Here is a 14124-nt window from a genome sequence, read left to right as displayed (position 1 = left end):
GTAATTTAGCCGATATTTTAATTTTTATGATCAAATCTGGATTAACACATATAGGACAGTACTTTCTTATGCTAAAAGAAATCTTTAGCAAGATGACTAAATGGAAGGTTATGAAAGAGCTTATTTTTAAAGAAATTGATGATTTAATCATCGGTTCTTTAGGAATTGTTTGTTTCTTATCTTTCTTCGTAGGAGGTGTAGTTGCAATCCAAACAGCTTTAAACTTAACAAATCCTTTAATTCCAAAATACCTTATTGGTTTTGCAACAAGACAATCAGTAATTCTTGAGTTTGCTCCAACTTTTATATCAATCATTATGGCTGGTAAAATGGGATCTTTTATTACATCAAGCATCGGTACGATGAGAGTTACTGAACAAATTGACGCTTTAGAAGTGATGGGGGTTAGTTCATTAAACTACTTAGTTTTCCCAAAATTAGTAGCTGTTTTATTATACCCATTCGTTATTGGAATTAGTATGTTCCTTGGTATTTTAGGAGGATGGTTTGGTGGTGTAATGGGTAATTTTGTTACATCAGAACAATTTATAATTGGATTACAAGACTCTTTCATTCCTTTCCACGTTGCGTATGCTTTTATTAAAACAGCGTTATTTGGTTTCCTTTTAGCAACCATTCCGTCTTACTTTGGATATTATATGAAAGGTGGAGCTCTTGAAGTTGGTAAAGCGAGTACAACTGCTTTCGTATGGACAAGTGTAGCTATCATTTTGACAAACTACGTATTAACCTCTCTTCTTTTAAGTAATTAAGATATGATTGAAGTAAAAGATATAATCAAATCATTTGATGGTACACAGGTTTTAAAAGGAATCAGTACTACATTTGAAACAGGAAAGACAAACTTAATTATTGGACAGAGTGGTTCTGGTAAGACAGTATTGCTTAAAACACTATTAGGTATTCACACACCTGATAGTGGTCATATTTCTTTTGATGGGCGTATTTATGCTAATTTGACACAAAAGGAAAAAAGAGACTTACGTACTGAAATTGGAATGGTATTCCAAGGTAGTGCTCTTTTTGACTCAATGACTGTTGAAGAAAACATTGCTTTTCCTCTTAAAATGTTTACTACAAAAACAGAGAAAGAGATTAAAATACGTGTTGACGAGGTAATTGAACGTGTTAATTTAATCAATGCTCATAAAAAAAGACCTGCTGAAATATCAGGTGGTATGCAAAAAAGGGTTGCTATTGCAAGAGCAATTGTAAACAATCCAAAATACTTATTTTGTGATGAGCCTAACTCAGGATTAGATCCCAAAACAGCAATTGTAATTGACAACTTAATTCAGGAAATCACTCACGAATATGGTATTACAACAGTTATTAATACACACGATATGAACTCTGTTCTTGAAATTGGAGAACATATAGTATTCCTTAAAAATGGGGTTTTAGCTTGGTCTGGTAACAACAAAGAAATCATTCAAACAAATAATGAAGATGTTGTAGATTTCGTTTACTCTTCTGAGTTATTTAGAATGGTGCGTGAAGCAATTCGACATATTGGTAAAGAGAATAAATAATATATTAAGTAAGAAAGGTTCAGTAAAAACTGAGCCTTTTTTTATTACAAAAGAGAGTCCCCCATTGATAAGTACACTAAAGACACAAGAAGCTTAACAAACTCCTTTTTAAACCACTTTATTTCGTTCACTTAATATATTAGATACAGACAAAACAAAAGGCTTAGAGATACCTCTAAGCCTTTGTTTTAAAATATAATCAATGTTCATCGCTTACTCTTCTGACTTGTTTTTCTTCTCCAATTCAGATTCTACATAACGACTAACATTTTTAATTTCCTGTTCTTTTCTTTTCGGATAAATTAATAAGATATCTTCTTTATCAACTATGATATAATCATTTAAGCCATCAATAACAACCGTCTTATCTTTATCTGTGCGTACTACGTTATTTGTAGCATTATTAAAGAAAGCTTGTGCGTTAACTATAGCATTATCGGAATTATCTTTTGGTAATTTATCATACAAAGATCCCCAAGTACCTAAATCATTCCAATCAAAAGTAGCAGGTAGCACATATACATTGTTTGCTTTCTCCATTACAGCATAGTCAATAGAAATATTCTCTGCCTTTGAATAGTTTTCATCTATAAACGACTTTTCATCAGCTGTATTATACTTTTCAAATCCTTGATCAAAAAGCTCTGACATCGCAGGTTGAAACTCAGAAAACGCATCCAATATTGCCCCTACACTCCACACAAAAATACCAGAGTTCCATAAGAAATGACGACTTTGAACAAATTTACGTGCAGTTGCATAATCAGGCTTTTCACGAAACTGAACTACTTTCTTAATAGGTCTTGAATCTAACTTATTAAACTCAATATAACCATATCCTGTATTTGGAAAAGTAGGTAAAATACCCAATGTCATTAAAACACTATCGCGTTCACAAACATCAAATGTACGTTGTAAATTCGAAATGAATTGTAACTCATCTTCAATCCAATGATCACTTGGCGCAACTACCATTACTGCATTTGGATTGTTCTTTTTAATTTTCATAGCAGCATAAAGAATACAAGGCGCTGTATTTCTCATTGCTGGTTCCAATATAATATTATTGTCAGCTACTAATGGCAATTGTTCCTTTACAATACCCTTGTAATTCTCGTGCGTAAGTATCAAAATATTCTCTTGAGGAATAAGTTGGGACAAACGCTTAAAAGTCTTTTGAATCAGAGTATCCCCTGAACCAAGCATATCGTGAAACTGTTTTGGAAACTCAGGAGTACTAACCGGCCAAAAACGTGACCCTACTCCTCCTGCCATTATAACAGCATAGTAATTTGAACTCATATATATATTATCTATTTACAACATAATGAGTCATTATTTCTACTTCAGCATTCGCTTTAAAAGTGTAAATACGACCCGTTGATACTTCTAAGCATTCAAACCTTTTAACTCTTAAAGGTCCTCTTTTAAATATTTTACCATTATACGTTCTAAAATGACTTCCTAATGGAATCTCATATACAAAACACATGTTATCACTTTTATCCTGAACATCGTACCTTCTCATTGCTATAGACAACCTATCATCTGTATCACTACTCGCTGATGGGTTCCTAAAGTGATTAGCTAAGAGTGGTAATAAAGCATTTGGAAAAACTTGTGGTCTTAAAAAAGGTAACATTAATAGTTGAAAAGTTTTTTTCCATTCAACACCATGTGGCTTTATACGACCTCCATATTTCTGAAAAGCAACTAAATGTGCTATTTCATGAATTAAAGTCATTAAAAAACGATAAGGATTAAGATTTGAATTTACAGTGATCAAATGCTTTCCATCTATATTTCTTGTGTAATCACCGTGCCTAGTAACACGTTCATTTACTATCTTAAGATGAACCTCATAATGTTTAATCAACTCAAACACCCCTCCTAATGCTTGTTCTGGTATGTAAGGTTTTAACTTTTCTATCAATTTTATTTACTTTTAAGGAGTTGTACTTGATACTTGAAGTACTTTCCCATTAAAAAACTTATTACCATTGATAGCAAAATTACAAATATAATCTGCCATCTCTTCTGGAGTGATTGGTGCTTGATAACCTGGAAATGCCTCTTCTAACATTTCTGTTTGCACTGCACCTAAAGCTACAACATTGAAATAAATTCCTTTGTCTTTATATTCTTCAGCTAGTAATTCACTCAAAATCGTAACCGCTCCTTTACTCGAACTGTAAGCAGCTAAACCACCAAATTTCATTACACCTTGAACTCCTCCCATACTACTAATAGTAACAACATGACTGTTTACTTTCATATATGGAATACAAAGCTGAATTAGGCGTGCTACACCAAAAACATTTACTTGGTATACACTATCAAAATCTTGCTTTGTTAATTGTTCAAATGGCTTATTAACAATGGCTCCGGCATTATTTATAAGAACGTCTACATCCTTCCAATTGTCCTCGAGAAAAATAGAAACTTTTTTTAAGTCCTCTTCCTTTGTAATATCTACAGACAAACAAATAACATTAGTCATTCCTAATAACTCTTCAGAAACTTTACGTGAAATAGCTAAAACATTATGTCCTAATGCAGCTAACGTCTTCACAGTTTCTAATCCAATACCTCTACTGGTACCTGTTACAATTATATTTTTCATATTATTTTAATCTTATATCACCTGCAGGTAAATTAACTAATTTACTAACAACAGGTATTAATTTATTAGTAAATGAAGTCATGAAATCTAAGTCCATAAATTGAGCTTCGTCTTTTACATGATGATAATATTCATAATTCTCAAAGTCAAATGAACTAAAGCTTTGACTTGGAATCTTAAATTCTAAATAAAACGGATAGTTATCTGAACGTTTAAATAATTTAAACTCCTCTGCCTTTTCAAGCTTGCCTACCAATGGTTCACCTGCAAGCTCATTCAATTTCTCAGCAAGATTTGACACATCATAACCTGTTAAGTAAGTCATATAATCACGCTTCATTGCTAAACCTAACATCTCAAAGTTAAGCATAGAAACAACATTTACATTTTCACTTTTTAATCGTTTTGCTAAATGTTTCGAGCCCCATAGTCCCTTTTCTTCACCAGTAAAGAAAGCAACTAATATAGTTCTCTTATTATCCATTTTAGTTAGGTTTCTGGCTAATTCAAGCATAATTGCACTACCAGCAGCATTGTCATTTGCTCCATTAGCAATTGAATCACCATCTATTGCTTTTTGAATGCCAATATGATCAAAGTGAGCCCCCAAAACAACTACTTCATCCTTCAAAAATTTATCATTTCCTGGAATAACACCTACAACATTCCAACTATTATTTACATTACTTAAAGTATCATTATATGAGGTAAAGAAAGGAGAAATACCATAACCTGCTAAGTGTTCACTTAAAAAACTTGCAGCTTTTCTATTTCCTTCTGCACCAGTATCACGTCCCTCTAACTCATCTGATGCTAAATAATATAAAGTATTTGAAATACGCTCTTTATCTGCTCTTACTAATTCTGTTGACGATGACTTCATAGTAGAACATCCTACTAACAATAGTCCAACCAGAAAACTATATAATTTCATTTAAAATATTTTTATCAAAAATACAAAAAGCACTTTAACTTAAGAAAACAATTCAAGTTGAAAACGCGTAAAAAGACGAAATCTATAAAACAAAAAAGCCCATTTCGTATGAAATGAGCTTTTAGTAATATTTATAATATTGATTATGCCAACATTGTAACTGGATTCTCAATATAACTTCTTAATGTTTGTAAGAATTGTGCACCTGTTGCACCATCTACTGTTCTATGATCACAAGCTAAAGTTACAGTCATAGTATTACCAACAACAATTTGTCCGTTTTTAACAACTGGTTTTTCAATAATTGCACCAACTGATAAAATAGCAGAGTTAGGTTGATTAATAATAGAAGTAAATGATTGAACTCCAAACATACCTAAATTAGATACAGTAAATGTACTTCCATCCATTTCAGCAGGAGTCAGTTTTTTAGTCTTAGCTTTTACAGCTAATTCTTTTACTTTTCCTCCAATAGACGTTAATGACATTTGATCTGTAAAAGGTAATACAGGAACAACAAGACCATCTTCTACAGCTACAGCAACACCAATAGCAATATGGTGGTTATAAACTGTTGCGTCTTCTCTCCATTGTGTATTTACTTGAGGGTGTTTACGCAAAGCCATTGCACACGCTTTAACTACCATATCATTAAATGATACTTTTGTATCAGGTAAATCATTGATAATTTTACGAGATGCCATAGCATTATCCATATCAATCTCAATAGTTAAATAGTAATGAGGAGCAGTAAACTTAGACTCACCTAAACGACGAGCAATAGTTTTACGCATTTGAGAGTTTTTAACTTCTTCTACACTAACCTCACCAGCAGGAACAAAAGTTTTCACTTCTGTTTTTACTTCAGCTTTTGCAGCAGGAGCTTGTACATTTTGAGCAGGAGCAGCAACTTTTGCATCCGGAACAAAATTCTCAACATCTCTCTTGATGATACGTCCATTCTCTCCCGAACCTTTAACTTCATTTAAGTTAACACCTTTTTCTTCAGCAATTTTCTTAGCTAAAGGCGAAACAAAAATTCTACCAGAAGTAGTTATTGATTCAACAACTGGAGCAGCAGCTACTTCCTCTTTAACAGACTCAACAACAGTTGAAGCCTCTTGTGCTGGAGCTGCTTCAGAAGCAACACCATTATTAATATTATTAAGTACAGCAGAAACATCAGTACCTTCTGGTCCTAAAATAGCTAATACACTATCTACAGGAGCAGTCTCACCTTCTTGAATTCCAACATACAATAAAATTCCAGACTCAAATGCCTCAAATTCCATTGTTGCTTTATCTGTTTCAATTTCAGCAAGAATATCACCTTCTTCTACTTTATCTCCAACTTTTTTGATCCAAGACGCAACTGTACCATCAGTCATAGTATCACTCAAACGAGGCATAGTTACAATCTTAACACCTGCTGGCATTGCTACTTTTGGAGCAGGAGCTGCAACTTTAACTTCTTCTTGAGCGATTACTTTTTCTTCTGTCATTTCAGTTTTAGCACCTCCATTTACTAAAGATGAAATATCTTCTCCTTCATTACCAATAATAGCAAGTAATGAATCTACTGGAGCAGACTCTCCTTCTTGTAATCCGATATACAACAATGTTCCTTCGTAAAATGATTCGAATTCCATTGTTGCTTTATCTGTTTCAATTTCTGCTAAGATATCTCCTTCAGAAATCTTATCTCCAACTTTTTTTAACCATGCAGCCACAACACCTTCTGTCATAGTGTCGCTTAAGCGTGGCATTGTAATTACTTCTGCCATAACTTTTTTTTATAATCTATGAGGTAAAAAAGGATAATTCTCTTGTTCGTATACTACATCATACATAACATTTTTCTCTGGATATGGAGATTCTTCAGCAAAACGCTCACATTCTAAAACGTATTCTTTTACTCTCTGATCCATAGCCTCTATCTCTGCCTCTGTTGCGAACCCTTTCTCTCTAATTATATCTAAAACTTGAGTAATTGGGTCTATTTTTTTGTATTCTTCAACTTCCTCTTTTGTACGGTAGTGTTGAGCATCTGACATAGAGTGTCCTCTATATCTATAAGTTTTCATTTCTAACAATGTTGGACCATCTCCACGACGTGCTCTTTCAATAGCTTCGTACATTGCTTCAGCAACCTTAACTGGATTCATACCATCAACTGGACCTGAAGGCATTTCATACCCTAAACCAAGTTTCCAAATATCAGTATGATTTGCAGTACGCTCAACAGAAGTACCCATTGCATATCCATTATTTTCGATAACAAACACAACAGGAAGTTTCCAATTCATTGCCATGTTAAATGTTTCATGTAATGAACCTTGACGTGCCGCACCATCACCGAAGTAACACATTGTAACAGCTTTTCTATCAAAATATTTGTCAGCAAATGCAAGACCTGCTCCTAAAGGAATTTGTCCTCCAACGATTCCGTGTCCTCCGTAAAAATTATGTTCTTTAGAAAAAATGTGCATAGATCCACCTAAACCTTGAGATGTTCCAGTTCCTTTTCCTAATAACTCAGCCATAATTCTTTTTGGATCCACACCTAAACCAATTGGTTGAACGTGGTTTCTGTATGCTGTAATCATTTTGTCTTTCGACAAATCCATTGCGTGTAAAGCTCCTGCCAAGACAGCCTCTTGTCCGTTATATAAATGCAAGAAACCTCTTACTTTTTGTTGAATATATAAAGCGGCTAGCTTGTCTTCAAACTTTCTCCAAAATAGCATGTCTTCATACCATTTTAGATAAACTTCTTTTGTAATTTCTTTCATATGACTTTACTTTTCGTAAGCGGCTTTTCCGCTCAAAATACAGACTTTCTCAATTCTCCACAATACTGTGGAATAGCAAAAGTAGTACATCTACTTTACAATGGAAAATTTATTTGAAATATTTTGGAATCGATAGCAATAGTTAAACTTTTTTTAAGAAAATATTATATTTAAAACATAAACACATGCAAAAAACACTTAAAACGAAAACTATAAATAGTCTTTTATCCACTAACATCACTCGTACTTAGTCAATAATACACTTAGCCTAAAACCAATTTTGTCAAATACTATTTACACTTCTAAAAAAGCAATTTAAATTTTACCTCCACCTCTCAATACAGCAATTATAACTTAGACTAATGCAGGTTAAAAAAATATTTATTGATTATTATTTTTTTAGCTTAATCTAAAATTATATTTTTACACAACTAATTAAAATAAACAAGACAATGAAATTCAATTTACCAACATTAAATTATTCGAAAGACGCCTTTAAAAATTTCATCACTGAAGAGGGTTTTGATTACCACTATGGAAAACATCACCAAACATATATTACGAACTTAAACAAACTAATAGAAAATTCTGAATGGGAAAGTTATGACCTAGATACTATAATAAAAGAAGCTTATATTAAAAAGCAAATGGCAATATACAATAACGCCGCTCAACACTATAATCATAGTTTTTTTTGGAATTGTATCACTCCTAATTCTACGCAGATACCATCTAAACAAATGTTAGAACTACTACTAAGAGATTTTGGATCTTTAGAAGCTTTCAAAGAAGAGTTTAGTAACACAGCAACCAAACTATTTGGTGCAGGATGGACTTGGTTAGTATTAACACCGGAAAGAAAACTAGAAATTCTCTCTTTAAGCAATGCAGACACACCGATTATATTCAATAAAAAACCATTATTAACTATAGATGTCTGGGAACACGCATACTATATAGATCACCGAAATGCAAGACCTAAATTTATTGAGCAATTCTGGAATCACGTTAATTGGAACTTTGTATCACAAAACATAGAATAACATGAGTGCAGAATGTTTAGTATTAATCGAAAATAGTTGGAAAAATAAAACACAAAAAGCTATACAATTAGTCAATGAAGGACAACATCTAAATGCTATCAACACCTATACAGAAGCATTAATTAGAGCAGAGATACTACAATCTAATATCTGGAATTGCCTAACTAAAAACATTCCCTTCTGTGATTGCTATGTAATTACTTGTATAAGTTTAGCTAAACTATACAGAGAAAGTAAACAATATAATAAAGAAAAAGATATTTTATCAAAAGCTTTAAAAACACTTTCTATTTTGATGCAATACTTGCCTACCAATATGATAATACAATTAAAAATTGACGAGCTGTTCAAACAAATAATTTTAGAAGTAAGAAAATAGTAAGAGACCTCAAGCCAATAGAAAGCAAAGGTATATTCCTTTCTTAATTTTACGAAAGCCATAATAAAACTAAGTCTATTAGCTTACAACCATCAGTATTATTTTATTATTTTATACTCTTACTAAATAAAAAAAGGTCTACTATTTCTAGTAGACCTTTTTCTTTATATCTTAACAATTAAGCCTGTCCTTTGGGACCAAAATTAATAGTTGATAAACTCGGTGATGAATCCACATCCTTTATCTCTCCATTATTCGCCTCGAAACGTTGAATATTATCTTGCAATGCTGTTAATAACCTTTTAGCATGCTCTGGCGTCAAAATGATTCTCGACTTCACTTTTGCCTTAGGCACACCTGGCATGATATTCACAAAATCAACTACAAACTCAGTGTTTGAATGATTAATAATAGCCAAATTTGAAAAAGTACCTTCAGCAGTTACTTCATCCAATTCAATATTGAATTGATTCTGTTCCTCATTCATTTCTTAGAAATTTAATTCGTTTTCTTTATCTAAAAAACCATCGTCTTCCAAACTACTTACAACGATGCTTTCATAAGAGCGCATCCCTGTACCAGCAGGAATTCTATGACCAACAATAACGTTCTCCTTCAATCCACTTAAGCCATCTACTTTACCTGCAACAGCAGCTTCGTTTAACACCTTAGTTGTTTCCTGGAACGATGCAGCAGAGATGAACGATTTAGTTTGTAATGATGCTCTTGTAATACCTTGAAGCATTGGAGTACCAGTAGCAGGCATAACATCACGCGTTACTACTAAGTTTTTATCCTCACGTTTCAATAAAGAGTTTTCATCACGTAATTCTCTCGTTGTAACAATCTGTCCTTCTACAAGGTTATCAGATTCTCCAGCGTCAACTACAACCTTCATTCCGTACAATCTATCATTCTCTTGGATAAAGTCACCTGCGTGAACTAATTGATCTTCTAAGAATAATGTATCTCCTGGATCTTGGATTTTAACTTTACGCATCATTTGACGGATAACCACTTCAAAGTGTTTATCACTAATTTTTACCCCTTGAAGACGGTATACTTCTTGAATCTCATTTACTAAATACTGTTGAACAGCAGATGGTCCTTGAATTCTTAAAATATCGTCTGGAGTAATAGCTCCGTCTGATAATGGTAAACCAGCTTTCACATAGTCATTCTCTTGAACTAAGATTTGGTTAGATAACTTAACTAAGTATTTTCTAACATCTCCTGTTTTAGATTCAACAATGATCTCTCTGTTACCTCTTTTGATCTTACCAAATGATACTACACCATCAATTTCAGATACTACAGCTGGGTTTGAAGGATTACGAGCCTCTAACAACTCAGTAATTCTAGGTAAACCTCCAGTAATATCCCCTGCTTTTGATGTATGACGAGGAATCTTAACTAAAACTTTACCAGCTTTAATTTTATCTCCATCATTTACCATTAAGTGAGAACCTACAGGCAAGTTGTATGAACGTATTAACTCACCATCTTTACCATAAATTAATAAAGTAGGAATTAATTTTTTGTTTCTTGATTCAGTAATAACTTTTTCTTGGAATCCTGTTTGCTCATCGATCTCAACCATGAACGTTTGTCCTTGTTCGATATCTTCATAAGCAACTTTACCAGTAAACTCAGAAACAATCACACCATTATAAGGATCCCATTTACAGATTACAGTATCGTTTTCAACAACGTCACCATCTTTAACGTAAATAGTAGAACCATAAGGGATGTTATTAGTAGTTAATAAAATTCCAGTGTTAGCATCGTATAATTTAGCTTCAGTAGAACGAGAAATTACAATATTAATTGCATTTCCTTCATTATCCTCACCTGCTACAGTTTTTAAGTCTTCCATTTCAAGACGACCTTTAAACTTAGCTTTAATACTTGATGTTTCAGAAATATTACCAGCAGTACCCCCTACGTGGAATGTTCTTAATGTTAACTGTGTACCAGGCTCACCAATAGACTGAGCAGCAATAACCCCTACAGCTTCACCTCTTTGAACCATTCTTGCAGTTGCTAAGTTACGTCCGTAACATTTAGCACAGATTCCAACTTTAGCTTCACAAGTAAGTGGAGATCTAACTTCAACAGACTCAATTGGAGCAGCGTTAATAGCTTTTGCGATAGCCTCAGTAATTTCTTCACCAGCATCAACAATCACCTCAGAATTTAAAGGATTAACTACAGCATTAAGAGCAACACGTCCTAAAACTCTTTCCCCTAATGATTCGATAACCTCTTCATTTTTCTTAAGTGGCTTAACATCAATTCCTCTTAAAGTACCACAGTCAACTGAATTAACAATTACATCCTGTGCAACGTCATGTAGACGACGAGTTAAGTATCCAGCATCCGCTGTTTTTAACGCCGTATCCGCAAGACCTTTACGAGCACCGTGAGTAGAAATGAAATACTCTAAAATCGAAAGACCTTCTTTAAAGTTAGAAAGAATTGGATTCTCAATAATTTCACCACCACCAGCAGTAGATTTTTTAGGTTTAGCCATCAAACCACGCATACCAGTTAACTGACGAATCTGCTCTTTAGAACCCCTCGCTCCAGAATCCAACATCATGTATACTGAGTTAAATCCTTGTTTATCTTCACGAATGTTCTTCATCGCTAATTCAGTTAACATTGCGTTTGTAGAAGTCCAAACATCAATAACCTGATTGTAACGCTCGTTGTTAGTGATAAGCCCCATGTTATAGTTCATAGTAATATGATCTACTTGTTGGTTAGCATCATCAATCAACTCTTGCTTACGTGGAGGAATAATAATATCCCCTAAACTGAATGATAATCCACCACGGAATGCATAACCGTATCCCATGCTCTTAATATCATCCAAGAACGCAGCAGTTGTTGGTACATCAGTAATACTAAGAATACGACCAATAATATCTCTTAAAGATTTTTTAGTCAATACCTCATTAATATAACCTGCAACTTCTGGTACAACTTCGTTAAATAAAATTCTACCTGCAGTTGTTTCTATGATTTGGTAAACTAATTCACCTGCTTCATTATAGTCTTTTGCACGAACTTTAACACCAGCATTTAATTCTAATTTACCTTCGTTAATTGCAATATGTACTTCCTCTACAGAGTAAAAAGTCAATCCTTCACCTAACACAATTTCTTCTGGAGTACTCTTACGTAACTTAGTCATGTAATATAATCCAAGAACCATATCCTGAGACGGTACAGTAATAGGTGCACCATTGGCAGGGTTCAAGATATTGTGAGAAGCTAACATCAATAATTGAGACTCAAGGATTGCTTCTGGTCCAAGAGGTAAGTGAACTGCCATCTGGTCACCATCGAAATCGGCGTTGAATGCCGTACACACTAATGGGTGTAATTGAATAGCTTTACCTTCGATTAACTTAGGTTGGAAAGCTTGAATACCCAATCTGTGTAACGTAGGAGCACGGTTTAATAATACCGGGTGTCCTTTAATCACGTTTTCTAAGATATCCCAAACAACTGGTTCTTTCTTATCTATAATTTTCTTAGCAGATTTTACTGTCTTAACAATTCCTCTTTCGATCAACTTACGAATAACGAAAGGTTTGTATAATTCAGCTGCCATATCTTTTGGCAATCCGCATTCGTATAATTTCAATTCTGGTCCAACAACAATTACCGAACGAGCAGAATAGTCAACACGTTTACCTAATAAGTTTTGACGGAAACGACCTTGTTTACCTTTCAATGAATCAGAAAGAGATTTCAAAGGACGGTTAGATTCAGTTTTAACAGCAGAAGATTTTCTTGTGTTGTCAAATAATGAATCTACAGCTTCTTGAAGCATACGTTTTTCATTACGTAAAATTACTTCAGGAGCTTTGATCTCCATTAAACGTTTTAAACGGTTGTTTCTAATGATTACACGACGATATAAATCATTCAAATCAGAAGTAGCAAAACGACCACCATCCAATGGAACTAATGGACGTAATTCTGGTGGAATAACAGGAATTACTTTCAAGATCATCCACTCAGGTCTATTCTCGCGGTTTAAATTAGACTCACGGAAAGACTCTACAACTTGAAGACGTTTTAACGCTTCAGTTTTTCTTTGTTTAGATGTTTCATTATTAGCAGCATGACGTAAAGTGTAAGATAACTTATCTAAGTCAGTAGTTGCTAATAAATCCATAATACATTCAGCACCCATTTTGGCGATAAATTTATTAGGATCTGTATCATCTAAATATTGATTTTCCATTGGAAGAGTATCGCAGATATTCAAATACTCCTCTTCAGTTAAGAAATCTAAACGATTTAAAGGTTCACCATCAACGTTCTTAGCTATACCAGCTTGAATAACTACATAACGTTCATAGTAAATAATCATATCTAATTTCTTAGACGGAAGTCCTAAGATATAACCAATTTTGTTAGGTAAAGAACGGAAGTACCAAATGTGAGCAATAGGCACAACTAAATTGATGTGACCAACTCTATCTCTACGTACTTTCTTCTCAGTAACTTCAACCCCACAACGGTCACATACGATCCCCTTGTAACGGATTCTTTTATACTTACCACAAGCACACTCATAATCTTTTACAGGACCGAAAATACGTTCACAGAAAAGACCATCACGTTCTGGTTTATGAGTACGATAGTTAATTGTTTCAGGTTTCAAAACCTCACCTCTCGATTCTGCTAGAATAGATTCTGGAGAAGCTAAACCTATTGAGATTTTATTAAACCTTTTTACGGTATTTTTCTCTTTATTTTTATTCATGGTAAACTTACTTG

Annotated in this window: 12 protein-coding genes; 4 read left to right on the top strand and 8 right to left on the bottom strand. The window is 33.6% G+C overall.

Going from position 1 to position 14124, the window contains the following annotated elements; translation table 11 throughout:
- Positions 1–26 precede the first annotated feature (26 nt).
- Positions 27–773 carry an MlaE family ABC transporter permease gene (locus BLT46_RS01785; RefSeq protein WP_090405269.1) on the top strand — a complete coding sequence of 249 codons (747 nt, stop codon included), beginning with the start codon at positions 27–29 and terminating at the stop codon, positions 771–773.
- 3 nt (positions 774–776) lie between these two features.
- Positions 777–1553 carry an ABC transporter ATP-binding protein gene (locus BLT46_RS01780; protein WP_090405266.1) on the top strand — a complete coding sequence of 259 codons (777 nt, stop codon included), beginning with the start codon at positions 777–779 and terminating at the stop codon, positions 1551–1553.
- 213 nt (positions 1554–1766) lie between these two features.
- Here BLT46_RS01780 and BLT46_RS01775 read toward each other — a convergent pair whose 3' ends face one another.
- The 6 genes from BLT46_RS01775 to pdhA form a co-directional block, all read right to left on the bottom strand.
- A complete protein-coding gene (locus tag BLT46_RS01775) occupies positions 1767–2855 on the bottom strand; it encodes a mannose-1-phosphate guanylyltransferase (protein ID WP_090405260.1) in 1089 nt (362 codons plus the stop codon).
- Positions 2856–2862: 7 nt separating this feature from the next.
- Complete coding sequence (locus BLT46_RS01770) at positions 2863–3486, bottom strand: SprT-like domain-containing protein (RefSeq protein ID WP_090405257.1); 624 nt, start codon at positions 3484–3486, stop codon at positions 2863–2865.
- Positions 3487–3498: 12 nt separating this feature from the next.
- Positions 3499–4176 carry an SDR family NAD(P)-dependent oxidoreductase gene (locus BLT46_RS01765; RefSeq protein ID WP_090405254.1) on the bottom strand — a complete coding sequence of 226 codons (678 nt, stop codon included), beginning with the start codon at positions 4174–4176 and terminating at the stop codon, positions 3499–3501.
- A 1-nt stretch (position 4177) separates the two neighbouring features.
- Positions 4178–5110: a M28 family metallopeptidase gene (locus BLT46_RS01760; protein WP_090405251.1), complete on the bottom strand. Its 933-nt coding sequence runs from the start codon at positions 5108–5110 to the stop codon at positions 4178–4180.
- A gap of 143 nt (positions 5111–5253) precedes the next feature.
- Complete coding sequence (locus BLT46_RS01755; RefSeq protein WP_090405248.1) at positions 5254–6894, bottom strand: pyruvate dehydrogenase complex dihydrolipoamide acetyltransferase; 1641 nt, start codon at positions 6892–6894, stop codon at positions 5254–5256.
- Positions 6895–6903: 9 nt separating this feature from the next.
- Positions 6904–7902 carry a pyruvate dehydrogenase (acetyl-transferring) E1 component subunit alpha gene (gene pdhA / locus BLT46_RS01750; protein ID WP_090405243.1) on the bottom strand — a complete coding sequence of 333 codons (999 nt, stop codon included), beginning with the start codon at positions 7900–7902 and terminating at the stop codon, positions 6904–6906.
- 452 nt (positions 7903–8354) lie between these two features.
- On the opposite strand from pdhA, the gene BLT46_RS01745 reads away from it, so the two are divergent.
- On the top strand, positions 8355–8945 hold the full coding sequence (locus tag BLT46_RS01745) for a superoxide dismutase (RefSeq protein ID WP_090405240.1): 591 nt from the start codon (positions 8355–8357) through the stop codon (positions 8943–8945).
- 1 nt (position 8946) lies between these two features.
- A complete protein-coding gene (locus BLT46_RS01740) occupies positions 8947–9324 on the top strand; it encodes a hypothetical protein (protein WP_090405237.1) in 378 nt (125 codons plus the stop codon).
- 178 nt (positions 9325–9502) lie between these two features.
- Here BLT46_RS01740 and BLT46_RS01735 read toward each other — a convergent pair whose 3' ends face one another.
- A complete protein-coding gene (locus tag BLT46_RS01735; RefSeq protein WP_090405232.1) occupies positions 9503–9811 on the bottom strand; it encodes a DUF3467 domain-containing protein in 309 nt (102 codons plus the stop codon).
- A gap of 3 nt (positions 9812–9814) precedes the next feature.
- The gene (rpoC, locus tag BLT46_RS01730) at positions 9815–14110 is read right to left on the bottom strand and encodes a DNA-directed RNA polymerase subunit beta' (RefSeq protein ID WP_090405229.1); all 4296 of its coding nucleotides are present in this window, start codon (positions 14108–14110) and stop codon (positions 9815–9817) included.
- Positions 14111–14124: the final 14 nt, after the last annotated feature.

The organism is Myroides phaeus (genome assembly GCF_900099675.1).
GTDB lineage: Bacteria > Bacteroidota > Bacteroidia > Flavobacteriales > Flavobacteriaceae > Flavobacterium > Flavobacterium phaeum.
Note: the sequence above shows the minus strand (reverse complement) of the source record. Positions and strands in the feature narration are given on the sequence as shown.